We start from the raw sequence: 20,402 nt of genomic DNA, 5'->3' as shown, positions 1-20,402 counted from the left end.
TCGGAACTCTGTAGAAAAGGAGGGAACTCTCGATGGGAATTAAAAAGTTTAAACCGACCACTAACGGTCGTCGTAATATGACTGCACTTGACTTTGCTGAGATTACGGCTTCACGTCCTGAAAAATCGTTAACTGAAAAGCTTTCGAAAAAGGGCGGACGTAACAACCAAGGTCGCTTGACAGTACGTCACCAAGGTGGCGGACACAAACGTAAATATCGTATCATCGACTTCAAACGGAACAAGGATGGCATCGCTGGTCGTGTCGCTACAATTGAGTACGATCCAAACCGCTCTGCTAACATCGCATTGATCCACTACATCGATGGTGAAAAACGCTATATCCTCGCACCGAAAGGCTTGAAAGTAGACATGCAAGTCATGGCTGGACCAGAAGCTGACATTAAAGTCGGTAATGCTCTTCCACTTTCAAACATCCCAGTCGGTACGTTGATCCACAACATCGAACTTAAGCCAGGTAAAGGTGGTCAGCTCGTTCGCGCAGCTGGTACTTCTGCTCAGCTTCTCGGTAAAGATGGTAAATACGCGATCGTTCGTCTTCAATCAGGCGAAACTCGTATGATCCTTGCTACTTGTCGTGCAACAGTCGGCGCTGTCGGTAATGAAGAGCACGAGCTCGTCAATATCGGTAAAGCTGGTCGTTCACGCTGGCTCGGAAAACGTCCTACAGTTCGTGGTTCTGTCATGAACCCAGTCGATCACCCACACGGTGGTGGTGAAGGACGTGCTCCAATCGGTCGTTCGGGCCCACTTACTCCTTGGGGTAAACCGGCACTCGGATACAAAACTCGTAAGAAAAACAAAGCGAGCGATAAATATATCGTCCGTCGTTCTAAAAAATAATTACATGATTTCTGGACGGTTCGTAGGAACCGTTCCTGAATCATGCCAAAGGGAGGTACAACTATGGGTCGCAGCTTGAAAAAAGGTCCATTCGCAGATCACCATCTGCTCGCTAAGGTTGATAAAGCCAACGAAGCTGGTGACAAACATGTCATCAAAACTTGGTCACGCCGCTCGACAATCTTCCCAGAGTTCATCGGTCACACGATCGCTGTCTACGATGGTCGTAAACACGTACCGGTTTACGTGACAGAAGATATGGTCGGTCACAAACTTGGTGAATTCGCTCCAACACGTTCTTACAAAGGACATGCTGGAAACGATAAGAAAACGAAACGTTAATCTGAGGGGAGGTACTCATTATGCAATCAAAAGCATCGGCTAATATGGTTCGCATTGCTCCTCGTAAGGCACGTCTCGTAGTAGACTTAATCCGCGGGAAGCAAATCGGCGAAGCACTTTCGATTCTTGCTTACACGAACAAGGCAGCAACGCCAATCGTTGAGAAAGTATTGAAATCGGCAATCGCGAACGCTGAGCACAACTTCGACATGAACATCGAAAACCTCGTAGTCACTGAGGCTTACGTAAACGAAGGTCCAACGCTCAAACGTTTCCGCCCACGTGCAATGGGTCGCGCAAGCCGCATCAACAAACGTACGAGCCACGTTCACATCGTGGTATCTGAAAAATAAGGAGGGATTACCGTGGGTCAGAAGATTAACCCAACTGGTCTTCGCGTAGGTATCATCAAAGACTGGGAATCACGTTGGTTCGCAGATAAAGACTATGCTGATCTCCTTCATGAAGACTACGTAGTTCGTGAATATATCGAAAAACGTCTTAAAGACGCTAGTGTCTCTAAAGTAGAAATCGAGCGCGCAGCTAACCGCTTGAACATCTCACTTCACACTGCTAAGCCTGGTATGGTTATCGGTAAAGGCGGTTCTGAAATCGAAACACTTCGTAAAGACATCACTAACCTTGCAAAAGGCAAACGCGTTCACGTTAACGTCGTTGAAGTGAAAAACCCGGATGCAGTTGCTAAGCTCGTCGCTGAGAACATCGCTCGCCAACTTGAAGGTCGCGTATCGTTCCGTCGTGCTATGAAGCAATCAATCCAACGCTCAATGCGTTCTGGTATCAAAGGAATCAAGACTGAAGTTTCTGGTCGTCTTGGTGGCGCTGATATCGCTCGTTCTGAGAAGTATTCGGAAGGAACAGTTCCACTTCATACACTCCGTGCAGACATCGATTACGGTACTGCAGAAGCTGATACAACTTACGGCAAAATTGGCGTAAAAGTATGGCTCCACCACGGTGAAGTGCTTCCTACGAAAAAAGCAGCAGCAAACGAAGAATAATCCACATCCGTCTAGGGAAGGAGGCAACACAACATGTTGTTACCAAAACGTGTAAAATATCGTCGTGTTCACCGCGGCAACATGCGTGGTAAAGCGAAACGTGGTACTACAGTACACTTCGGCGAGTTCGGTATCCAAGCTCAAGAAGCTAGCTGGATCACTAGCCGTCAAATCGAATCAGCGCGTATCGCGATGACTCGTTATATGAAACGTGGTGGTAAAGTGTGGATCAAGATCTTCCCACACAAGCCATACACTAAAAAACCTCTTGAAGTCCGAATGGGTTCAGGTAAAGGTGCTCCGGAGGGCTGGGTAGCAGTCGTCAAACCGGGTAAAGTAATGTTCGAAATCGCAGGAGTATCGGAAGAGATCGCACGCGAAGCTCTCCGTCTTGCATCACACAAACTTCCAGTAAAATGTAAGTTCGTAAAACGTGAAGAAAATGGTGGTGATACGAATGAAAGCAACTGATCTCCGTCAGCAAACAACTGAAGAGCTTAACGGTAAAGTCGGTTCGTGGAAAGAAGAGTTGTTCAACCTTCGTTTCCAACTCGCGACTGGTCAGCTTGAGAACCCTGCTCGTATCCGTGAAGTGCGCAAGTCGATTGCACGCGCGAAAACCGTTCTTCGTGAACGCGAACTCGGCATCAACAACGCATAATTCACTCGGATTCTGAGAGGAGGAACACTCAATGGAACGCACTAACAACCGCAAAGTGTTAACTGGACGCGTCGTTTCTGACAAAATGGACAAAACGATCGTAGTTACAGTTGAAACAAAAGTAAAGCACAAGCTTTACGGCAAACGCGTAAACTACTCTAAAAAGTACAAAGCGCATGATGAAAACAACACAGCTAAAATCGGTGATGTTGTACGCATTCAAGAAACACGTCCATTATCTAAGGACAAACGTTTCCGTCTCGTAGAAGTCATTGAAGAAGCAGTAATCATCTAAACTCTAATTAGTTCGGGTGAATAAACATCCGGAGGGAGGTACAATCGTATGATTCAACAAGAATCTCGCTTAAAAGTAGCAGACAACTCAGGAGCTCGTGAAGTCTTGACGATCAAAGTCCTCGGTGGTTCTGGTCGTAAAACTGCTAACATCGGTGACGTTATTGTTTGTACAGTAAAACAAGCAACACCAGGTGGCGTTGTCAAAAAAGGTGAAGTTGTACGCGCAGTAGTCGTTCGTACTAAACGTGGCGTTCGTCGTAAAGACGGTTCGTACATCCGTTTTGACGAAAACGCAGCAGTCATCATCAAAGATGACAAAAGCCCACGTGGCACACGTATCTTCGGACCAGTCGCACGCGAACTTCGTGAAAAAGACTTCATGAAGATCGTCTCGTTGGCACCGGAAGTACTTTAATTCCAAAGAATTCCTACAAGGAGGTGCTCTAACGATGCATGTCAAAAAAGGTGATAAAGTTCAGGTTATGACTGGTAAAGACAAAGGCAAACAAGGCGTTGTCCTTACAGCTATGCCTAAAAAAGATCGCGTAATCGTCGAAGGCGTTAACATGATCAAAAAACACTCAAAGCCTTCTCAACTCAACCCGCAAGGCGGAATTGTCGAGAAAGAAGCACCGATTCACGTATCGAACGTTATGCTCATCGACCCTAAGACAGGTAACCCAACACGCGTTGGTTTCACTGTGGTTGACGGCAAGAAAGTACGTATCGCTAAAAAATCGGGCGAAGCTTTAGATAAATAAGAAGATTTAAAGAAAGGAGGTCCACTTTCTGATGAACCGTTTAAAAGCGAAATACCAAGACGAAATCGTCAAAGTAATGATGGAGAAATTCAACTACAGTTCTGTAATGCAAGCGCCGAAAGTCGATAAAATCGTAATCAACATGGGTGTTGGTGACGCTGTTACGAACTCTAAGGCACTTGACATGGCAGTCGAAGAGCTTCAGCTCCTCACTGGTCAGAAGCCACTCATCACGAAAGCTAAGAAATCAATCGCTGGTTTCAAACTTCGTGAAGGTATGCCAATCGGTGCGAAGGTTACACTTCGTGGCGAGCGCATGTACGAATTCCTCGACAAGTTGATCAACGTGTCACTTCCACGTGTACGTGACTTCCGTGGCGTATCGAAAAAATCTTTCGATGGCCGTGGTAACTACACGCTAGGCGTGAAGGAACAATTGATCTTCCCAGAGATCGACTACGATCGCGTATCGAAAGTCCGTGGTATGGACATCGTTATCGTAACTACTGCTAACACGGATGAAGAGTCACGTGAGCTTCTCACAGCACTCGGCATGCCATTCCAAAAATAAGGGAGGTCGACAACATGGCTAAGAAATCAATGATCGCACGTGAAGTAAAACGTCAAGCACTCGTTGAGCGCTACGCTGAAAAACGCGCAGAATTGAAAGCACAAGGCGACTACATCGGCTTGAGCAAACTCCCACGTAACTCTTCAGCGGTTCGTTTACACAACCGTTGTAGTATCACTGGCCGTCCACACGGTTACATTGGTAAATTCGGTATCAGCCGTATTAAGTTCCGTGATCTTGCTCATAAAGGTCAAATCCCTGGTGTTAAAAAAGCAAGCTGGTAATTCATTAAAGTTGTGAAAGGAGGTACATCGCATGGTTATGACAGATCCGATTGCAGATATGCTTACACGCATTCGTAATGCAAACATGGTTCGCCATGAGAAGTTGGAAATGCCAGCTTCTACAATCAAACGTGAAGTCGCTGAAATCCTCAAACGTGAAGGTTTCATCCGCGATGTTGAATATCTCGAGGACAGCAAACAAGGTACGCTCCGCGTATTCCTTAAATACGGCGCAAGCAACGAGCGCGTTATCACTGGACTCAAACGTATCTCGAAACCAGGTCTTCGCGTTTACGCGAAAGCTGATGAAATCCCGAAAGTACTCGGTGGTCTCGGAATCGCTATCGTTTCAACATCTAAAGGTGTAATGACTGACAAAGAAGCTCGCCAACAAAAAGTCGGCGGCGAAGTGATCGCATACATCTGGTAATACACGCATAAAAAGAACGGAGGTGTCTTAAATGTCACGTATTGGTAAAAAGCCAGTCGTCATCCCAGCAGGCGTTACAGTAACAGTTGAAAACAACACGGTTACAGTAAAAGGTCCTAAAGGGGAACTCTCACGCGAGTTCAGCCCAGCTATGGCGATCAACGTAGAAGGTAATGAATTGACTGTCACTCGTCCGAACGACGAGAAAGCAAGCCGTACGATCCACGGAACGACTCGTGCGCTTATCGCGAACATGGTCGAAGGTGTAAGCAACGGTTTCGCTAAGACACTCGATATCCAAGGTGTTGGTTACCGTGCACAAAAGCAAGGTAACAAAATCGTACTCAACCTCGGTTACTCACACCCAATCGAGTACACTCCGGAACAAGGCATCGAAGTCGAAGTTCCTACGAATACGCAACTCATCGTTCGCGGAATCAGCAAAGAACGTGTTGGTCACGTCGCTGCATTGATCCGTTCGTACCGTCAACCTGAGCCGTACAAAGGTAAAGGTATTCGTTACAGTGATGAAGTCGTTCGTCGTAAAGAAGGTAAAACAGGTAAGTAATTCGCACATGCGAATTGACCGGAAAGGAGTGGCATAAATGATCTCAAAGGCAGATAAAAACGCTACGCGTAAAAAACGTCATGGTCGTGTCCGTCGTACAATCATCGGGACTGCAACACGTCCACGTATGAACGTATTCCGTTCGAACAAGAACATTTACGTACAAGTCATTGACGATGCAACACATGCAACACTCGCATCTGCATCATCACTCGACCTTGAAAAAGGCAACACGACTGACGCTGCGGCAGCAGTTGGTAAGCTCGCAGCTGAGCGCGCTCTTGAAAAAGGTATCGAAACAGTCGTTTTCGACCGTGGAGGATATCTCTATCATGGACGTATCAAAGCTGTAGCTGAAGCAGCTCGTGAAGCTGGTCTCAAATTCTAATAGAAAAGGAGGGAACCTCTACATGCGCCAGTTAGAAATTAACATGGATCAACTCGAAGAACGCGTTGTTACCGTAAACCGCGTCGCGAAAGTAGTAAAAGGTGGCCGTCGCTTCCGTTTTGCTGCCCTCGTCGTCGTTGGTGACAAGAATGGTCACGTAGGTTTCGGTACGGGTAAAGCTCAGGAAGTGCCTGAAGCGATCCGTAAAGCAATCGAAGATGCTAAGAAAAACATGGTTAACGTTCCAATCGTTAACACAACAATTCCACACGAAGTCAACGGTGTATTCGGTGCAGGTCACGTCTTCTTGAAGCCTGCTTCTGAAGGTACTGGAGTCATCGCTGGTGGTCCAGTTCGTGCGGTTCTCGAATTAGCGGGAATCAACGACATTCTTTCAAAATCACTTGGATCAAGCACTCCAATCAACATGGTTCGTGCGACTGTCGAAGGTCTCACATCACTCAAACGTGCTGAAGAAGTTGCGAAACTCCGCGGTAAAACCGTCGAAGAACTTCGCGGTTAAGAAAGGGAGGGAAAACAGATGGCGAAACTCGCAGTTACCCTCACACGCAGCATGATCGGTCGTCCGGAGAACCAACGCGTTACTACTCGTACGCTTGGTCTCCGTAAGATGCACCAGACTGTTGTCGTACCTGACAACGCTGCTATGCGTGGGATGATTAACCACGTGTCACACTTAGTGACAGTAAAAGAAATTCAAGAGTAATAGTTCGATATAATTTTATGAGGAGGTGCCCCACTATGAAACTCCATGAATTGAAACCAGCTGCTGGTTCACGTTCAGAACGCAACCGTGTAGGTCGCGGTATGTCTTCTGGTAACGGTAAGACTTCTGGCCGTGGTCACAAAGGTCAAAAAGCTCGTTCAGGCGGTGGTGTTCGTCCAGGTTTCGAAGGTGGACAAAACCCACTTTACCGTCGTTTACCAAAACGCGGCTTCAACAACCCAACTCGTAAAGAGTTCGCGGTCATTAACCTTGACACACTCAACCGTTTTGAAGAAGGAACTGAAGTCACTCCAGAACTTCTTGTCGAGACTCGTGCAGTCAAAGGCATGAAAGACGGCGTGAAAATTCTTTCTAACGGTAAGATCGAAAAGAAACTAACAGTTAAAGCTCATAAGTTCTCCGACGCTGCGAAGCAAGCAATCGAAGCTGCCGGCGGTACGGTTGAGGTGATCTAATGTTTCAAGCGATCTCCAATATGTGGCGCGTAGCTGACATTCGTCGGCGCATTCTCTTTACCTTGGCCTTGGTCATCGTGTTCCGTATCGGAGCACATATCCCGGTGCCGATGGTAAACACGGAAGTGTTCAAGATCGACCAGAATGGTATTCTTGGTTTCTTGAACTCGTTTGGTGGGAATGCTTTGCAGAATTTCTCACTCTTTGCGATGGGAATCATGCCGTATATCACGGCCTCGATCGTTGTCCAACTCTTACAGATGGACGTTGTTCCAAAGTTTGCCGAATGGGCAAAACAAGGAGAGGCGGGCCGTAAGAAGTTAGCAACGGTAACGCGCTATGGAACGATCGTACTCGGCTTAGTCCAAGCGTTTGGAATCGCGCTTGGATTTAACCGTATCTACCCAGGTCTTGTCGACGAACAGTTCGGCACCTGGACATACGTTATGATTGCACTCGTATTGACAGCGGGAACAGCATTCTTGATGTTCATCGGTGAACTCATCACGGAGAAGGGCATTGGTAACGGGATATCAATGATCATCTTCGCTGGGATCGTCGCGGGCTTCCCGAATGCATTCCGCCAGATTTACGAAACGAAGCTCCAAAATGCAGGGGATGCTTTGTTTGTAAACGTGCTTTATATCGTACTCTTGCTTTTAATCATCATCGCGGTCATCGTCGGAGTCATCTACGTCCAGCAAGCTGCACGTAAGATTCCGATTCAGTACGCTAAGCGTACGGTGAACCGGACACCAGTTGGCGGTCAATCGGCACACTTGCCGATCAAATTGAACGCTGCCGGTGTTATTCCAGTCATCTTCGCGGTGTCGTTCATGGTGACGCCACCAACGATTGCGAGTTTCTTTGCAAGTCCGGAGACGGCAACGAAGATCCGTGACATTTTCGACTATACGAGTCCAATCGGTATGTCGATCTATGTGGCATTGATCATCGCGTTCTCGTACTTCTACACATTCGTTCAGGTTAACCCAGAACAAATGGCAGAGAACCTTCAAAAACAAGGCGGATACATTCCTGGTATTCGTCCTGGTAAGCAAACGGAGCAGTACATCACGAAGATTCTATACCGTCTGACATTCTTCGGTTCACTCTTCCTCGCTGTCATCGCGGTGACGCCGACATTCTTTATTAAGTTTGCTGGCTTGCCGAACTCGGTGCAGATTGGTGGTACGAGCTTGCTGATCGTCATCGGTGTAGGACTAGAGACGATGAAACAGATTGAAAGTCAATTGGTTAAACGACACTACAAAGGCTTTATCCGATAAGGCGGGAGGAAGGGGACCATCCCTTTCCTTTCTGTTGTGTCTATAGAGCTATAGAAGTGGAGGCTACCGACATGAATCTAGTATTGATGGGTTTGCCGGGTGCTGGTAAAGGAACGCAGGCTGCGAAAATCATCGAAGACTATGCGATCCCCCACATCTCGACAGGCGACATGTTCCGCGCGGCGATCAAAGATTCGACGCCACTCGGACAAGAAGCGAAATCATACATGGATAAAGGGGAACTCGTTCCGGACGAAGTCACAATCGGCATCGTACGTGAGCGTCTCGCCAAAGAAGACTGTGCAAATGGTTTTCTCCTTGACGGTTTCCCACGCACAGTGAAACAAGCAGATGCTCTTGAAGCATTACTTGAAGATCTGGGCAAACAAATTGATCACGTCATCCACATCGGTGTAGACCCGGAGAAACTTGTCCCTCGTTTGACAGGTCGCCGGATTTGCCCAACTTGCGGAGCAACGTATCATGTTCTCTACAACCCACCAAAAGTGGAGGGGATCTGTGATATCGACGGATCAGCACTTGTACAACGTGAAGATGACCAAGAGGAGACAGTACGTCGTCGCTTGGAAGTCAACGTCGCTCAAGCGCAACCTTTGATTGACTTTTACGCAGAAAAAGGGTATCTTCGTAATTTGGACGGTGATCGTCCAATCAACGATGTATATTCCGATGTTCAGGCACTCCTTGGTGATCAGTAATGATCATCACGAAAGCGCCGCGTGAAATCGACATCATGCGTAAAGCAGGACAAATCGTCGCCCGGACGCATAAGGAGCTTCAAGCTCATATTCGCCCAGGTATCACGACGGGGCAACTCGACGCGATCGCTGAACGCTATATTCGAAGTCAAGGGGCAACACCATCGTTTAAAGGGTATAATGGTTTCACGGGTAGCATCTGTGCTTCCGTGAACGAAGAGCTTGTCCATGGTATTCCGGGAGATCGTGTACTTCAGGACGGTGACATCATCTCGATTGACATCGGAGCAGAGTACAATGGGTATCACGGAGATTCAGCCTGGACATATCCGGTAGGTACAATCTCTGAAGAGACGAAGCGGTTACTTGACGTAACTGAAGAATCTCTGTATAAAGGATTGGAGCGCGCCAAAGCTGGCGTGCACCTGACAGATATTTCGCATGCGATTCAGTCACATGTTGAAGCAGCGAATTTTTCTGTAGTCCGCGAATATGTGGGCCACGGCGTGGGACAAAATTTGCATGAAGATCCGCAAATTCCACATTATGGACCACCGGGGAAAGGGCCGCGCCTGAAAACCGGCATGACACTGGCAATTGAGCCAATGGTCAACGTCGGGAAACGCTATGTTCGCACACTATCCGACAATTGGACGGTAGTGACGGTGGACGGTAGCATGTGCGCCCACTTTGAGCACACCATCGCCATCACAGACGACGGCTACGAGATCTTAACGGTCGATGCAGAGTGAGCTGTGCGCGTTATTGGTGTCACCTTTCTATAAGCCAGTATCCACTCGTGTTTGTGACCGATGATCTCTCAATGGCTCTTGTAGAAAGCCCCTAGCGCTACAAATCGTCTGGGCTCCCAATCAACTTTATAGAGAAAGGGGTATAATTGATGGCGAAACAAGATGTAATCGAAGTGGAAGGTACGGTTATCGAGCCGCTTCCAAACGCGATGTTTAAGGTGGAGTTAGAAAACGGCCACACGGTCCTCGCGCACGTCTCAGGAAAAATTCGGATGCACTTCATTCGGATCTTGCCAGGAGATAAAGTAACGGTTGAGTTGTCACCATACGACTTGACTCGCGGACGGATCACATACCGTTTCAAATAAAAACTCCGATTTTTTCAGGAGGAGGTATTCACAATGAAAGTAAGACCTTCGGTTAAACCGATCTGTGAAAAATGTAAAGTTATCCGCCGTAAAGGCAAAGTAATGGTTATTTGCGAAAACCCTAAGCATAAACAAAAACAAGGGTAATTAAACAAGGAGGTGCACACATGGCACGTATTGCTGGTGTAGATATTCCACGTGAGAAACGCATCGTCATCTCACTCACTTACATCTATGGTGTTGGTAAAACGACTGCTCAAAAAGTCTTGAAAGAAACTGGTATCTCTGAAGATACTCGTACTCGCGACTTGACTGAGGAACAATTGAACCAACTTCGTGATGGTTTAGACAAAATCAAAGTTGAGGGTGACCTTCGTCGTGAAATCTCACTCAACATCAAACGTTTGATCGAAATCGGTTGCTACCGTGGTGTTCGTCACCGTCGTGGTCTTCCAGTTCGTGGTCAAAACACTAAAAACAACTCGCGTACTCGTAAAGGCCCACGCCGTACAGTAGCGAACAAGAAGAAGTAAGGGAGGGTAAACTAAGATGGCAAAACGCAAACAGAACGTTCGTAGTAAACGTAAAGTCAAAAAGAATATTGAATCTGGTATCGTGCATATCCGTTCAACATTCAACAACACGATCGTTACGATCACTGATATGCAAGGGAATGCAATCTCTTGGGCAACTGCAGGTAACATGGGCTTCAAAGGCTCACGTAAATCGACTCCTTTCGCTGCACAAATGGCATCTGAAACAGCTGCTAAAACAGCAATGGATAACGGTATGCGTACTGTAGAAGTTAACGTTAAAGGTCCTGGTGCAGGTCGTGAAGCAGCTATCCGTGCTCTTCAAGCAATCGGTCTCGAAGTCACTGCAATCCGTGACGTTACTCCAGTACCACACAACGGTTGCCGCCCTCCAAAACGTCGTCGCGTGTAACCCGTCTTGTACTGCAGAGCGGGGATTCGAGTAGACTTTTGTTGATCGTTTGACCAAGCAAGGCAGTAGAAACGTACACAAGGCGGTTGGCGATTGAACGCGATGGCCAACATGACGATATTCAAGGAGGGGTTCAGATGATCGAAATCGAAAAACCGAAGATTGAAACGATCGAGTTAAGCGAGAACGCTACGTTTGGTAAATTCGTAGTTGAGCCGCTTGAACGTGGATTCGGTACAACGCTTGGTAACTCATTGCGTCGTATCCTATTGTCTTCACTTCCGGGTGCTGCAGTCACTGCAGTCCAAATCGATGGCGTTCTTCATGAGTTCTCGACGATTGATGGCGTTGTAGAAGACGTTACCCAAATCATCTTGAACCTTAAGAAACTCGCCCTCAAAGTGTACTCGGAAGAAGAGAAAACGCTTGAGATCGATATTCAAGGCGCTGGTGTTGTCACTGCTGCGAACATTACGCATGACAGCGACGTCGAAATCCTCAACCCAGAACTTCACATCGCAACGCTTGCAGAAGGTGCATCACTTCATATGCGTCTTACAGCACGCCGTGGTCGTGGGTATGTTCAGGCTGAAGATAACAAACGGGACGATATGCCAATTGGTGTCATCCCAATCGACTCAATTTACACGCCAATTCAACGTGTAAATTATCAAGTTGAAAAAACACGTGTTGGTCAAGATGCGAGCTTCGATAAATTGACGCTTGATGTTTGGACGGACGGTTCAATCCGCCCTGAAGAAGCAGTGTCACTCGGTGCGAAAATCATGACAGAACACTTAAACATCTTTGTTGGTCTTACAGACGAAGCGCTCCATGCTGAAATCATGGTCGAAAAGGAAGAAGATCAAAAAGAAAAAGTACTCGAAATGACGATCGAAGAACTCGATCTCTCAGTTCGTTCGTACAACTGTTTGAAACGCGCTGGTATCAACACGGTTCAAGAACTCGCGAACAAGAGCGAAGACGAGATGATGAAAGTCCGTAACCTCGGACGTAAATCACTCGAGGAAGTTCAAGCGAAACTCGACGAACTCGGACTAGGCTTGCGCAAAGAAGACTAATACTATTAATTGCACGAAGGAGGGAATCCATCCATGGCATACTCGAAATTAGGCCGTACAAGCTCACAACGTAAGGCACTTTTGCGTGACCTTGCGACTGATCTCATCATCAATGAGCGTATCCAAACTACAGAACAAAAAGCGAAGGAACTTCGTCCAGTCGTAGAGAAACTCATCACTTTAGGTAAACGCGGTGATCTCCACGCTCGTCGTCAAGTTGCATCGTTCGTTCGCCGTGAAGCTGCTGGTCAAAACGCAGAGGGCAAAGCACAAGACGCGATCCAAAAATTATTCGCTGATGTGGCTCCACGTTTTGCTGAGCGTCAAGGTGGTTACACACGCATCATGAAAATGGGACCACGTCGTGGTGACGGCGCAGAAATGGTCATCATCGAACTCGTTTAATCCTCATTAAATGATTCGCCATAAAAGGGCAGTGCGTATCCCGCTTCTGCCCTTTTGCTACAAAATGAAAGTATTGATTTGATGAAGGAGGAGAGATCATGGACAAGCTGATTGAACTGGAACAGGTCACCTATCGGTATCCGGAACAGGAACAAGCAGCCTTACACGAGGTCTCTCTGACGATTCGTTCAGGTGAATGGGTTGCTATTGTTGGTCACAACGGCTCTGGAAAATCAACGCTGACGAAATTGTTTAATGGATTGTTGTTACCGGAGACAGGGACCGTTACGGTTGCTGAGCGCTTTTCAAGTGCAAATCCGGAGCAACTGTGGGAGATGCGCCGAGCGATCGGCATCGTCTTCCAAAATCCAGATAATCAATTCGTTGGCACGACCGTGCGCGACGACGTGGCATTTGCTCTAGAAAACTGGGGTGTGCCACGCGAGGAAATGGTTCGTCGTATCGACGACAGTCTAGCGCGCGTTGGCCTTACGGATTTTGTTGATCGGGAACCCCATCAATTATCCGGCGGACAGAAGCAGCGTGTCGCAATCGCTTCGGCGCTTGCGATGCGCCCTGATGTTCTCGTGCTCGATGAAGCTACATCGATGCTTGATCCATTAGCACGACAAGAGGTCATGTCGACCGTTCAAGAACTCCATGCGACTCACCCAATGGCGGTCATCGCGATTACACACGAATTAGACGAAGTATTACGAGCTAGTCGTGTCATCGTTATGGATGCCGGGAAAATCGTATTAGAAGGATCCCCTCAGGAAGTCTTTCGTCATGCATCGTTCTTAGAAGACATCGGACTCGATGTTCCATTCGTTGTTCGGGTACAAGAACGTTTACGGGCGCAAGGTCTCTCACTCGAGGAGACGATACTAGATGAAAGAGAATTGGTGAACCGTTTATGCCAATCTTAATCCAGGAATTAAATTATACGTATCAACTCAATAGTCCGTTCGAACGAGTCGCGCTACGTGATGTGAATCTTGAGATTCCGTCAGGGGCGCTTGTTGCGTTTGTAGGGCACACCGGATCCGGAAAATCGACGCTCGTGCAGCACATCAATGGATTGCTCAAGCCGACAGCGGGGAAGGTACAAGTCGATGACATCATCGTCGAACCGAAGAAAAAACAGGACCTCAAGCCATTAAGACGTCGCGTCGGGCTTGTTTTTCAATATCCGGAATATCAATTGTTCGAAGAGACGGTTTTAAAAGATGTCATGTTCGGTCCGATGAACTTCGGTCATGATGGTGCGACGGCTGAGCAATTAGCAAAAGAGGCATTACGGACTGTCGGACTCGATGAAGTCTTTTGGAGTCGTTCGCCGTTTGACCTGTCTGGTGGGCAAATGAGGCGTGTTGCAATTGCCGGCGTACTCGCTAGTCAACCAGACGTGTTGATCGTCGATGAGCCGACGGCAGGACTCGATCCGCAAGGACGCAAGCATATGCTGAGTCTGTTTGCCCGGCTCCATGCAGAAACCGGTATGACGTTGCTCCTAATCACGCACGACATGGATCAGGTGCTTGAGTATGCCGAGCGCGTGATCGTCATGGAAGATGCACAGGTGGCGTTTGACGGACTACCGCTTGATCTGTTTAAAGAAGAGACTTTGCTCGAGCAATTCCATCTCGATCTCCCGCACGTCTTATCGCTTGCCTGGCAAGTCGCCGATCAGCGTGGGCTGGAACGTCCGGACATCCGGACGGAAACCGAATTGATCGAGTGGTTAATGACGAAGGGGGTGAGCGAATGATCGTTGGACAACATATTCCCGGTCAGTCGTACTTGCATCGCTCGTCAGCACTCGCTAAGATCATCTTTGCTTTCTGCTTCATTCCGCTCGTCTTTCTCGCGAACAATGCAGCAACGAACATCTTTTTACTCATCTTTACGTTCTTAGCACTCATGAGTAGTCGCTTACCGCTTCGTTATGTTCTAAAGGGACTGCGACCGATTCTTTTCCTGATCGTCTTTACGTTCGTCATCCAACTGTTCTTCACGCGCGAAGGGGCTGTCCTCTTTGAGTTTGGCTGGCTTCGAATCTATGAAGAAGGACTGCGACTCGCGATCATCGTCTCATTACGTTTCTTCTATCTCGTCTCGATCACGACACTCGTCACGTTGACGACTTCACCGATCGAATTGACGGATGCGATTGAATTGTTATTGAAACCGTTCAAGGTCGTCCGTGTCCCGACGCATGAGATTGCCTTAATGTTGTCGATCTCGCTTCGGTTCTTACCAACCTTAGCGGAAGAGACGGAGAAAATCATGAAGGCACAGCAAGCACGTGGTGTCGATTTGTCAGCAGGACCGATTAAGGAACGTTTACGGGCGATCATTCCGTTATTGATTCCCTTGTTCATCTCCGCCTTTAAGCGGGCAGAGGATCTTGCGACAGCGATGGAAGCGCGGGGGTACCGTGGAGGAGAGGGACGGACACGTCTACGGGAGTCCAAGTGGACGATGCGGGATACGGGTCTGATGATCTTGCTCGTCCTCCTGACGATCAGTTTAGTAGGATTGCGAGGGATCGGGTAATGCGTCGTTTAAAATGTACGATTCAATATGATGGAACCGGCTACGCCGGGTATCAGGTGCAACCAAACGGATTGACGATTCAAGAAGTGATTGAAACGACGCTTGCGCGGATGCACAAACATCCCGTCAAGATCATCGGCTCGGGACGGACGGATGCGAGAGTCCATGCCTACGGACAAGTCATTCACTTTGATACGGAACTAGCGATTCCCCCGGAGAACGTCGTTAAGGCACTTAATACGCTCTTACCAGCGGATATTCGTGTCCGGAGCTGTGAAGAGGTCGAATCGACCTTTGAAGCACGTTACGATGTCGTAGGGAAGGAATACCGCTATTTCGTCCGTAGAGAAGAAAATGCGTTTCGTCGGAATCTGTCGGTTCATGTTCCGTATCCGATTGATCTTGAGCGGATACGCCAAGGGATGGCGCATCTCGTCGGGACGCACGACTTCAGTTCGTTCTGTGTCGCGAAGACGGAAACGGATAACCGGGTCCGGACGATTTACGAGGCAGAGTTGATGACGATCGGTGACGAACTCGTCTTTCGGTTCCAGGGCAGTGGTTTTCTCTATAATCAAATCCGGATCATGGTCGGGACGTTACTTGACGTCGGACGCGGTCGTTTTGCACCAGAGGACATTAAAAAAATGTTGCTGGCAAAGGACCGGAACGTTGCAGGCGTGACGGCGCCTCCTCATGGACTCTATCTATGGGAAGTTTTCTATCCGGAGTGAAAAAAGGCAATTGACATTGGCTATTAAAAAACATACAATGTTTATTGGCATTTCATTTATTATGAAACCACAATCTTAGCCCCGTACACCTAAGATTATGATAGATTCACCTAGTGAATAAATGAAAAATCAAAAACAGAACTTTTAATTCCTTAGGAGGTATTTTACATGCGCACAACTTTCATGGCGAAAGCTACTGATGTAGAACGCAAATGGCTCCTTATCGACGCTGAAGGTAAAACACTCGGTCGCCTTGCGAGCGAAGTTTCATCACTTCTCCGTGGTAAGCACAAGCCTACGTTCACACCACACGTTGACTGTGGGGATAACGTTATCCTCATCAACGTTGAGAAAATCGTTTTAACTGGTAACAAACTCGACAAAAAAGTCTACTACCGTCACTCTGGTCATCCAGGCGGCTTAAAGCAGACTGTTGCACGCGATATGCTTGCTAACAAACCTGAGCGCATGCTTGAACTCGCGATCAAAGGGATGCTTCCAAAAGGTAGCCTCGGTCGTCAAATGTTCAACAAACTCCACGTCTACGCTGGAGCTGCACACAAGCACGAAGCACAACAACCAGAAGTTTACGAACTTCGCGGTTAATACGAATTTAGGAGGAACTACACGATGGCAGATGTACGTTACTACGGCACTGGTCGCCGGAAACACGCGGCAGCGCGCGTTTTCCTCGTTGCTGGAGACGGTAAAGTCACAGTTAACGGTCGCGATATCAGCGAATACTTCGGTTATGAGACATTGATCATGACTGCAAAAGAACCACTCGTAATCACAGAAACAGAAGGCAAGTACGATGTAATCGTAACGGTCAAAGGCGGCGGCTTCACTGGTCAAGCAGGCGCTATCCGTCACGGTATCTCACGTGCTCTTCTTCAAGCGGATCCAGAATTCCGCGGCGCACTCAAAGCGAAAGGCTTCTTGACTCGTGATGCTCGTATGAAAGAGCGTAAAAAATACGGTCTTAAAGCAGCTCGTCGTGCACCACAATTCTCGAAACGTTAATTCTTTTCGAATCCCTCTCACCCTTGTGGTGGGAGGTTTTTTTTGTGCACTAAAAAACCGCTCTCCTGACGAAGTGTCAGAACAGCGATTCAAGTCAAGACGACGGAGTGGAGCGTAATCGGTGCAATATCGTCAGAAGAATATAGAGGATGACGATCGTCAGCGGGATGCTCCAAACAAAGACAGATTGTATGAATGCGATAGGTGTATGTGTCGTCGCTTGACCGACATGTCCCGTAAAAGAGGTTTCTTCACTCAAGACGGTTGCATTGTCCGGTAACTCCGTCTTGGTAGCTACGGTCGGTTGCAGCGTCAGATACAGGACGAAGCTAAGATGTAAGAGACAGGTGACGCCAAGTGTCCAAATGATGCGTTTTTTCATATGATGCTCCTTTTGATATGAGTTAAAATCATTCTGCATTCCATAAGTATAGCGGATTTTGTTTTCGGGAACAGGAGACAAAGGGAGTGAGCATAGATGGCATTATCGATCAGCTGGTTACTCGAGCGAGCGAATCGGAAGTTGAATGCTTCGGGACTGTCACGAGAAGTCGCCAAACGGACGCAAGAGGTCATCCGGGAGATGCATGCACAAGGGATTTATGTCGGTATCGCCCAAGGGTACCGATCGATCGCAGAACAGAATCGGTTGTACGCACAGGGACGGACACTACCGGGACCAATCGTAACGAATGCACGCGGGGGACAATCGAATCATAACCGTGGAATTGCCGTCGACCTCTTTCAATATTCCCAAGACGGTACACAAGCGCTATTTCGAAATGACCAAAGCTTTCAAAAGATTGTTGCTGCGATGAAACGACGTGGCTTTTCTTGGGGTGGGGACTGGACGAGCTTTAAGGATTATCCACACTTTGAATTACTAGGAGTGTCTGAAGAAACGCTGAATCGCTCTCGTGCGATCGTTCCGTATCCAGGTCGTCCGTTGTATCAAGGGGCAGCCAATATGAATCCACGGGATATCGAACGAATTCAGCGTGCAGTCAAAGCAACCGTGACTCGGCGCTTTGATGTAGAGACGGCTCAGAAGGTGCGTGCCTATCAAACACGTCAAGGACTTGACGTTGATGGTGTCGTGGGTCCTCGTACATGGAACCGAATGTTCTAAAACGAGCGAATGATCGAGTAAAATGATGAAAACTGACACTGGACATGGAAAAGTCATCCTTTCCGGTGTCGAAATGTGCAAGCGCTCTCTTATTTTTGTTATACTAATAAGGATTAAATCGAACGTTTTCAGGGGGAAGGCACTATGTTGAATGAACAAGAAATTCGCGAGGTAGTCGGAACGCTCGTCGATCCGACGATTGACCGCCCGCTTGCAGATACGAACGGCATTCGTGACGTCCGGATTAAAGGTGATTATGTCAGTCTGAAAATCGCTTTAGCACAATCCGGTTCTGGGGAGCAACTCGTGCTCCAACAGCAAATCGTCAAGGAACTGAAAGAAAAAGGATTCAAGACGGTGGGACTCCGTTTTGAGGCACTCGGTGATCACGGGATCCAAGCAGCGACGACACCGTCGATCCTTAAACCAGAATCCGGTACGACGTTCATCGCGATCGCCTCCGGTAAAGGGGGCGTCGGGAAATCGACGGTTTCCGTTAACTTAGCAGTCGCCCTCGCACGAGCAGGGAAGAAGGTCGGTTTGATTGATGCCGATATCTACGGCTTTAGTGTTCCAGACATGATGGGAATCGAAACACGTCCGACTGTCGTGAACGACCGAATCGTTCCACCAGAACGCTTTGGCGTCAAAGTCATCTCAATGGGCTTCTTCGTCGAAGATAATGCACCAGTCATCTGGCGGGGACCAATGCTCGGGAAGATGCTCAACAACTTCTTCGCAGACGTCGAATGGGGCGATCTCGATTACTTGTTGCTTGATCTTCCACCGGGTACAGGAGATGTTGCACTCGATATTCATTCGATGCTCCCGAGTTGTCAAGAAGTCATCGTCACGACACCTCACGCAACAGCCGCTTTCGTTGCAGCACGAGCAGGGGCAATGGCAATCAAAACGAACCACCGTCTACTCGGTATCGTCGAGAACATGGCGTACTTTGAAAGCAAAGTGACAGGCGAAAAAGAGTATGTCTTCGGTAGTGGTGGCGGAGAGAGGTTGTCAGAAGCGTTAAAAACCGATATTCTAGCTAAGATTCCACTTGGACAACCATATGCGAATGATGCGGACTTCGCCCCATCAATCTATCGCGATGAACATCCATTTGAGACGTACTATAATGAACTCGCCACGCGTGTCATCGAAAAAGTAGAGGGATAAGAATGAAGATTAAAGGATTTTTGAAGCTGTTTTGGATGACGCTCCTAATCGGAACGCTCGCCGGCTTCGTGTTTAACTTGGTAGCGGAACCTGGATATATCCGAAATCAATCGATTAGCGGATATGTGACGGCTCTCTCCTACAGTAGTACGTGGACTGCCATCAGTTTGATGGGATTCTTCTCGTACTTGATCTTACATCGCGTCGGACTCGATTTATTCCGCGGCGCAAAGCTTTGGAACCGTGTCCAAATCGTTTTGATCGCATTTGCACTATTTGATGGCGTTTATCTACGTGGACTAGCATACGGTTTTGATAAGACAAGTCTCTATATTGGTGAGATGGTCGTCTTGCTTTTAATTGCATTCTTAGTCGCGCGGACAAAAGCACGGGAAACGAACTTTACAGCGTTCATTCCGACATTGTTCCTCATGACAGTCATCACATTGATTGAATGGGTACCTGCTTTGCAGGCAACACAAGACAAGCGGATGTTATGGGCGGCGCTTGCGACACTTTTAATCTGTAATGCGTATCAGATTCTAATGCTACATCGCTTGCAAGAAAAGCCCGCTTCTCAAGGACGATCTCAAAAACAGGCGTAACGAAAAAGACCCGCGAACGGGTAGTGTTTTACCGGTTCAAGCGGGTCTATCTTTTTTCTAAAGTTTTTTTAGAAAAACAGTTGACGAAAAAAACAAGAGTTGATATATTAATACATGTCGCTGAGGCACACGCCAAACGCGAGCGTCACAGACGAAAAAAACTTCAAAAAAGTAATTGACATCACATATTACTTTACTGTAAGATTTAAAAGTCGTCAAATGACAT

General features: G+C 47.7%; 36 protein-coding genes. 35 read left to right on the top strand and 1 reads right to left on the bottom strand.

Annotated features, from left to right (window positions below; all coding sequences use genetic code 11):
- Window positions 1-32 precede the first annotated feature (32 nt).
- From rplB to rpsI, 32 genes are all read left to right on the top strand, one after another.
- Window positions 33-863 (top strand): 50S ribosomal protein L2, encoded by an 831-nt coding sequence (gene rplB / locus Q7C19_RS15070; RefSeq protein ID WP_023466632.1) that lies wholly within the window; start codon window positions 33-35, stop codon window positions 861-863.
- Between the two features lie 63 nt (window positions 864-926).
- The gene (rpsS, locus tag Q7C19_RS15065) at window positions 927-1,205 is read left to right on the top strand and encodes a 30S ribosomal protein S19 (protein ID WP_012369013.1); all 279 of its coding nucleotides are present in this window, start codon (window positions 927-929) and stop codon (window positions 1,203-1,205) included.
- Window positions 1,206-1,225: 20 nt separating this feature from the next.
- The gene (rplV, locus tag Q7C19_RS15060) at window positions 1,226-1,558 is read left to right on the top strand and encodes a 50S ribosomal protein L22 (RefSeq protein ID WP_012369014.1); all 333 of its coding nucleotides are present in this window, start codon (window positions 1,226-1,228) and stop codon (window positions 1,556-1,558) included.
- Between the two features lie 12 nt (window positions 1,559-1,570).
- Window positions 1,571-2,227 carry a 30S ribosomal protein S3 gene (gene rpsC / locus Q7C19_RS15055; RefSeq protein ID WP_023466633.1) on the top strand — a complete coding sequence of 219 codons (657 nt, stop codon included), beginning with the start codon at window positions 1,571-1,573 and terminating at the stop codon, window positions 2,225-2,227.
- A gap of 33 nt (window positions 2,228-2,260) precedes the next feature.
- Window positions 2,261-2,698 (top strand): 50S ribosomal protein L16, encoded by a 438-nt coding sequence (rplP, locus tag Q7C19_RS15050; RefSeq protein WP_012369016.1) that lies wholly within the window; start codon window positions 2,261-2,263, stop codon window positions 2,696-2,698.
- A complete protein-coding gene (gene rpmC, locus Q7C19_RS15045) occupies window positions 2,685-2,888 on the top strand; it encodes a 50S ribosomal protein L29 (RefSeq protein ID WP_012369017.1) in 204 nt (67 codons plus the stop codon). The genes rplP and rpmC overlap by 14 nt, the downstream gene beginning before the upstream one ends.
- 31 nt (window positions 2,889-2,919) lie before the next feature.
- A complete protein-coding gene (gene rpsQ, locus Q7C19_RS15040) occupies window positions 2,920-3,183 on the top strand; it encodes a 30S ribosomal protein S17 (RefSeq protein WP_023466634.1) in 264 nt (87 codons plus the stop codon).
- 48 nt (window positions 3,184-3,231) lie between these two features.
- A complete protein-coding gene (rplN, locus tag Q7C19_RS15035) occupies window positions 3,232-3,600 on the top strand; it encodes a 50S ribosomal protein L14 (protein WP_012369019.1) in 369 nt (122 codons plus the stop codon).
- A gap of 34 nt (window positions 3,601-3,634) precedes the next feature.
- Window positions 3,635-3,946: a 50S ribosomal protein L24 gene (gene rplX, locus Q7C19_RS15030; protein ID WP_012369020.1), complete on the top strand. Its 312-nt coding sequence runs from the start codon at window positions 3,635-3,637 to the stop codon at window positions 3,944-3,946.
- Window positions 3,947-3,977: 31 nt separating this feature from the next.
- Complete coding sequence (gene rplE, locus Q7C19_RS15025) at window positions 3,978-4,517, top strand: 50S ribosomal protein L5 (protein WP_023466635.1); 540 nt, start codon at window positions 3,978-3,980, stop codon at window positions 4,515-4,517.
- Window positions 4,518-4,531: 14 nt separating this feature from the next.
- Entirely contained in the window at window positions 4,532-4,801 is a 270-nt protein-coding gene (rpsN, locus tag Q7C19_RS15020) for a 30S ribosomal protein S14 (RefSeq protein WP_023466636.1), read from the top strand.
- A gap of 31 nt (window positions 4,802-4,832) precedes the next feature.
- Window positions 4,833-5,231, top strand: coding sequence for a 30S ribosomal protein S8 (gene rpsH / locus Q7C19_RS15015; RefSeq protein ID WP_012369023.1), 399 nt, complete (start codon window positions 4,833-4,835; stop codon window positions 5,229-5,231).
- A gap of 31 nt (window positions 5,232-5,262) precedes the next feature.
- Window positions 5,263-5,799, top strand: a complete 537-nt coding sequence (gene rplF, locus Q7C19_RS15010) for a 50S ribosomal protein L6 (protein ID WP_023466637.1) — start codon at window positions 5,263-5,265, stop codon at window positions 5,797-5,799.
- 37 nt (window positions 5,800-5,836) lie between these two features.
- Entirely contained in the window at window positions 5,837-6,187 is a 351-nt protein-coding gene (gene rplR / locus Q7C19_RS15005) for a 50S ribosomal protein L18 (protein WP_023466638.1), read from the top strand.
- Between the two features lie 22 nt (window positions 6,188-6,209).
- On the top strand, window positions 6,210-6,710 hold the full coding sequence (gene rpsE / locus Q7C19_RS15000) for a 30S ribosomal protein S5 (RefSeq protein ID WP_023466639.1): 501 nt from the start codon (window positions 6,210-6,212) through the stop codon (window positions 6,708-6,710).
- Between the two features lie 18 nt (window positions 6,711-6,728).
- Window positions 6,729-6,914: a 50S ribosomal protein L30 gene (rpmD, locus tag Q7C19_RS14995; RefSeq protein ID WP_023466640.1), complete on the top strand. Its 186-nt coding sequence runs from the start codon at window positions 6,729-6,731 to the stop codon at window positions 6,912-6,914.
- A gap of 35 nt (window positions 6,915-6,949) precedes the next feature.
- The gene (rplO, locus tag Q7C19_RS14990; RefSeq protein WP_035399353.1) at window positions 6,950-7,390 is read left to right on the top strand and encodes a 50S ribosomal protein L15; all 441 of its coding nucleotides are present in this window, start codon (window positions 6,950-6,952) and stop codon (window positions 7,388-7,390) included.
- On the top strand, window positions 7,390-8,679 hold the full coding sequence (secY, locus tag Q7C19_RS14985; RefSeq protein WP_023466642.1) for a preprotein translocase subunit SecY: 1,290 nt from the start codon (window positions 7,390-7,392) through the stop codon (window positions 8,677-8,679). Before rplO ends, secY begins: the two co-directional genes overlap by 1 nt.
- A 71-nt stretch (window positions 8,680-8,750) precedes the next feature.
- Window positions 8,751-9,398, top strand: coding sequence for an adenylate kinase (locus Q7C19_RS14980; RefSeq protein WP_023466643.1), 648 nt, complete (start codon window positions 8,751-8,753; stop codon window positions 9,396-9,398).
- Window positions 9,398-10,150 carry a type I methionyl aminopeptidase gene (gene map / locus Q7C19_RS14975; protein ID WP_023466644.1) on the top strand — a complete coding sequence of 251 codons (753 nt, stop codon included), beginning with the start codon at window positions 9,398-9,400 and terminating at the stop codon, window positions 10,148-10,150. The genes Q7C19_RS14980 and map overlap by 1 nt, the downstream gene beginning before the upstream one ends.
- A gap of 149 nt (window positions 10,151-10,299) precedes the next feature.
- Entirely contained in the window at window positions 10,300-10,518 is a 219-nt protein-coding gene (infA, locus tag Q7C19_RS14970; protein ID WP_012369032.1) for a translation initiation factor IF-1, read from the top strand.
- Window positions 10,519-10,551: 33 nt separating this feature from the next.
- Window positions 10,552-10,665 (top strand): 50S ribosomal protein L36, encoded by a 114-nt coding sequence (gene rpmJ / locus Q7C19_RS14965; protein WP_003156543.1) that lies wholly within the window; start codon window positions 10,552-10,554, stop codon window positions 10,663-10,665.
- Between the two features lie 20 nt (window positions 10,666-10,685).
- Window positions 10,686-11,051: a 30S ribosomal protein S13 gene (rpsM, locus tag Q7C19_RS14960; protein ID WP_023466646.1), complete on the top strand. Its 366-nt coding sequence runs from the start codon at window positions 10,686-10,688 to the stop codon at window positions 11,049-11,051.
- Window positions 11,052-11,067: 16 nt separating this feature from the next.
- Window positions 11,068-11,463 carry a 30S ribosomal protein S11 gene (gene rpsK / locus Q7C19_RS14955; protein WP_023466647.1) on the top strand — a complete coding sequence of 132 codons (396 nt, stop codon included), beginning with the start codon at window positions 11,068-11,070 and terminating at the stop codon, window positions 11,461-11,463.
- A 137-nt stretch (window positions 11,464-11,600) separates the two neighbouring features.
- Window positions 11,601-12,545 carry a DNA-directed RNA polymerase subunit alpha gene (locus Q7C19_RS14950; RefSeq protein WP_023466648.1) on the top strand — a complete coding sequence of 315 codons (945 nt, stop codon included), beginning with the start codon at window positions 11,601-11,603 and terminating at the stop codon, window positions 12,543-12,545.
- 33 nt (window positions 12,546-12,578) lie between these two features.
- Window positions 12,579-12,950 (top strand): 50S ribosomal protein L17, encoded by a 372-nt coding sequence (rplQ, locus tag Q7C19_RS14945; RefSeq protein WP_023466649.1) that lies wholly within the window; start codon window positions 12,579-12,581, stop codon window positions 12,948-12,950.
- 98 nt (window positions 12,951-13,048) lie between these two features.
- Window positions 13,049-13,879 (top strand): energy-coupling factor ABC transporter ATP-binding protein, encoded by an 831-nt coding sequence (locus Q7C19_RS14940; protein WP_029343095.1) that lies wholly within the window; start codon window positions 13,049-13,051, stop codon window positions 13,877-13,879.
- On the top strand, window positions 13,867-14,721 hold the full coding sequence (locus Q7C19_RS14935; protein WP_035413165.1) for an energy-coupling factor transporter ATPase: 855 nt from the start codon (window positions 13,867-13,869) through the stop codon (window positions 14,719-14,721). The genes Q7C19_RS14940 and Q7C19_RS14935 overlap by 13 nt, the downstream gene beginning before the upstream one ends.
- Window positions 14,718-15,509, top strand: coding sequence for an energy-coupling factor transporter transmembrane component T family protein (locus Q7C19_RS14930; RefSeq protein ID WP_029343097.1), 792 nt, complete (start codon window positions 14,718-14,720; stop codon window positions 15,507-15,509). Before Q7C19_RS14935 ends, Q7C19_RS14930 begins: the two co-directional genes overlap by 4 nt.
- On the top strand, window positions 15,509-16,243 hold the full coding sequence (gene truA / locus Q7C19_RS14925; RefSeq protein ID WP_290788141.1) for a tRNA pseudouridine(38-40) synthase TruA: 735 nt from the start codon (window positions 15,509-15,511) through the stop codon (window positions 16,241-16,243). Before Q7C19_RS14930 ends, truA begins: the two co-directional genes overlap by 1 nt.
- Before the next feature lie 168 nt (window positions 16,244-16,411).
- The gene (gene rplM / locus Q7C19_RS14920) at window positions 16,412-16,849 is read left to right on the top strand and encodes a 50S ribosomal protein L13 (RefSeq protein WP_023466654.1); all 438 of its coding nucleotides are present in this window, start codon (window positions 16,412-16,414) and stop codon (window positions 16,847-16,849) included.
- Between the two features lie 24 nt (window positions 16,850-16,873).
- Window positions 16,874-17,266, top strand: coding sequence for a 30S ribosomal protein S9 (gene rpsI, locus Q7C19_RS14915; protein ID WP_023466655.1), 393 nt, complete (start codon window positions 16,874-16,876; stop codon window positions 17,264-17,266).
- Window positions 17,267-17,360: 94 nt separating this feature from the next.
- Here rpsI and Q7C19_RS14910 read toward each other — a convergent pair whose 3' ends face one another.
- Window positions 17,361-17,648, bottom strand: a complete 288-nt coding sequence (locus Q7C19_RS14910) for a hypothetical protein (RefSeq protein WP_056064884.1) — start codon at window positions 17,646-17,648, stop codon at window positions 17,361-17,363.
- 96 nt (window positions 17,649-17,744) lie between these two features.
- Between Q7C19_RS14910 and Q7C19_RS14905 the strand changes: the two genes are divergently transcribed.
- From Q7C19_RS14905 to Q7C19_RS14895, 3 genes are all read left to right on the top strand, one after another.
- Window positions 17,745-18,395 carry a M15 family metallopeptidase gene (locus tag Q7C19_RS14905; RefSeq protein ID WP_375092394.1) on the top strand — a complete coding sequence of 217 codons (651 nt, stop codon included), beginning with the start codon at window positions 17,745-17,747 and terminating at the stop codon, window positions 18,393-18,395.
- 144 nt (window positions 18,396-18,539) lie between these two features.
- A complete protein-coding gene (locus Q7C19_RS14900) occupies window positions 18,540-19,571 on the top strand; it encodes an Mrp/NBP35 family ATP-binding protein (protein WP_023466657.1) in 1,032 nt (343 codons plus the stop codon).
- 2 nt (window positions 19,572-19,573) lie between these two features.
- A complete protein-coding gene (locus Q7C19_RS14895; protein WP_056064876.1) occupies window positions 19,574-20,176 on the top strand; it encodes a KinB-signaling pathway activation protein in 603 nt (200 codons plus the stop codon).
- Window positions 20,177-20,402: the final 226 nt, after the last annotated feature.

Source organism: Exiguobacterium sp. PHA03 (genome assembly GCF_041945985.1).
Taxonomy (GTDB): Bacteria; Bacillota; Bacilli; order Exiguobacteriales; family Exiguobacteriaceae; genus Exiguobacterium_A.
This window is presented reverse-complemented; position numbering and strand designations above follow the sequence as displayed.

Bases quoted from the DNA above. Each gene is read 5' to 3' on its own strand.
- rplB (WP_023466632.1), top strand. From the start codon at position 33: ATGGGAATTAAAAAGTTTAAACCGACCACTAACGGTCGTCGTAATATG.
- rpsS (WP_012369013.1), top strand. From the start codon at position 927: ATGGGTCGCAGCTTGAAAAAAGGTCCATTCGCAGATCACCATCTGCTC.
- rplV (WP_012369014.1), top strand. From the start codon at position 1,226: ATGCAATCAAAAGCATCGGCTAATATGGTTCGCATTGCTCCTCGTAAG.
- rplP (WP_012369016.1), top strand. From the start codon at position 2,261: ATGTTGTTACCAAAACGTGTAAAATATCGTCGTGTTCACCGCGGCAAC.
- rpmC (WP_012369017.1), top strand. From the start codon at position 2,685: ATGAAAGCAACTGATCTCCGTCAGCAAACAACTGAAGAGCTTAACGGT.
- rpsQ (WP_023466634.1), top strand. From the start codon at position 2,920: ATGGAACGCACTAACAACCGCAAAGTGTTAACTGGACGCGTCGTTTCT.
- rplN (WP_012369019.1), top strand. From the start codon at position 3,232: ATGATTCAACAAGAATCTCGCTTAAAAGTAGCAGACAACTCAGGAGCT.
- rplX (WP_012369020.1), top strand. From the start codon at position 3,635: ATGCATGTCAAAAAAGGTGATAAAGTTCAGGTTATGACTGGTAAAGAC.
- rplE (WP_023466635.1), top strand. From the start codon at position 3,978: ATGAACCGTTTAAAAGCGAAATACCAAGACGAAATCGTCAAAGTAATG.
- rpsN (WP_023466636.1), top strand. From the start codon at position 4,532: ATGGCTAAGAAATCAATGATCGCACGTGAAGTAAAACGTCAAGCACTC.
- rpsH (WP_012369023.1), top strand. From the start codon at position 4,833: ATGGTTATGACAGATCCGATTGCAGATATGCTTACACGCATTCGTAAT.
- rplF (WP_023466637.1), top strand. From the start codon at position 5,263: ATGTCACGTATTGGTAAAAAGCCAGTCGTCATCCCAGCAGGCGTTACA.
- rplR (WP_023466638.1), top strand. From the start codon at position 5,837: ATGATCTCAAAGGCAGATAAAAACGCTACGCGTAAAAAACGTCATGGT.
- rpsE (WP_023466639.1), top strand. From the start codon at position 6,210: ATGCGCCAGTTAGAAATTAACATGGATCAACTCGAAGAACGCGTTGTT.
- rpmD (WP_023466640.1), top strand. From the start codon at position 6,729: ATGGCGAAACTCGCAGTTACCCTCACACGCAGCATGATCGGTCGTCCG.
- rplO (WP_035399353.1), top strand. From the start codon at position 6,950: ATGAAACTCCATGAATTGAAACCAGCTGCTGGTTCACGTTCAGAACGC.
- secY (WP_023466642.1), top strand. From the start codon at position 7,390: ATGTTTCAAGCGATCTCCAATATGTGGCGCGTAGCTGACATTCGTCGG.
- Q7C19_RS14980 (WP_023466643.1), top strand. From the start codon at position 8,751: ATGAATCTAGTATTGATGGGTTTGCCGGGTGCTGGTAAAGGAACGCAG.
- map (WP_023466644.1), top strand. From the start codon at position 9,398: ATGATCATCACGAAAGCGCCGCGTGAAATCGACATCATGCGTAAAGCA.
- infA (WP_012369032.1), top strand. From the start codon at position 10,300: ATGGCGAAACAAGATGTAATCGAAGTGGAAGGTACGGTTATCGAGCCG.
- rpmJ (WP_003156543.1), top strand. From the start codon at position 10,552: ATGAAAGTAAGACCTTCGGTTAAACCGATCTGTGAAAAATGTAAAGTT.
- rpsM (WP_023466646.1), top strand. From the start codon at position 10,686: ATGGCACGTATTGCTGGTGTAGATATTCCACGTGAGAAACGCATCGTC.
- rpsK (WP_023466647.1), top strand. From the start codon at position 11,068: ATGGCAAAACGCAAACAGAACGTTCGTAGTAAACGTAAAGTCAAAAAG.
- Q7C19_RS14950 (WP_023466648.1), top strand. From the start codon at position 11,601: ATGATCGAAATCGAAAAACCGAAGATTGAAACGATCGAGTTAAGCGAG.
- rplQ (WP_023466649.1), top strand. From the start codon at position 12,579: ATGGCATACTCGAAATTAGGCCGTACAAGCTCACAACGTAAGGCACTT.
- Q7C19_RS14940 (WP_029343095.1), top strand. From the start codon at position 13,049: ATGGACAAGCTGATTGAACTGGAACAGGTCACCTATCGGTATCCGGAA.
- Q7C19_RS14935 (WP_035413165.1), top strand. From the start codon at position 13,867: ATGCCAATCTTAATCCAGGAATTAAATTATACGTATCAACTCAATAGT.
- Q7C19_RS14930 (WP_029343097.1), top strand. From the start codon at position 14,718: ATGATCGTTGGACAACATATTCCCGGTCAGTCGTACTTGCATCGCTCG.
- truA (WP_290788141.1), top strand. From the start codon at position 15,509: ATGCGTCGTTTAAAATGTACGATTCAATATGATGGAACCGGCTACGCC.
- rplM (WP_023466654.1), top strand. From the start codon at position 16,412: ATGCGCACAACTTTCATGGCGAAAGCTACTGATGTAGAACGCAAATGG.
- rpsI (WP_023466655.1), top strand. From the start codon at position 16,874: ATGGCAGATGTACGTTACTACGGCACTGGTCGCCGGAAACACGCGGCA.
- Q7C19_RS14910 (WP_056064884.1), bottom strand. From the start codon at position 17,648: ATGAAAAAACGCATCATTTGGACACTTGGCGTCACCTGTCTCTTACAT.
- Q7C19_RS14905 (WP_375092394.1), top strand. From the start codon at position 17,745: ATGGCATTATCGATCAGCTGGTTACTCGAGCGAGCGAATCGGAAGTTG.
- Q7C19_RS14900 (WP_023466657.1), top strand. From the start codon at position 18,540: ATGTTGAATGAACAAGAAATTCGCGAGGTAGTCGGAACGCTCGTCGAT.
- Q7C19_RS14895 (WP_056064876.1), top strand. From the start codon at position 19,574: ATGAAGATTAAAGGATTTTTGAAGCTGTTTTGGATGACGCTCCTAATC.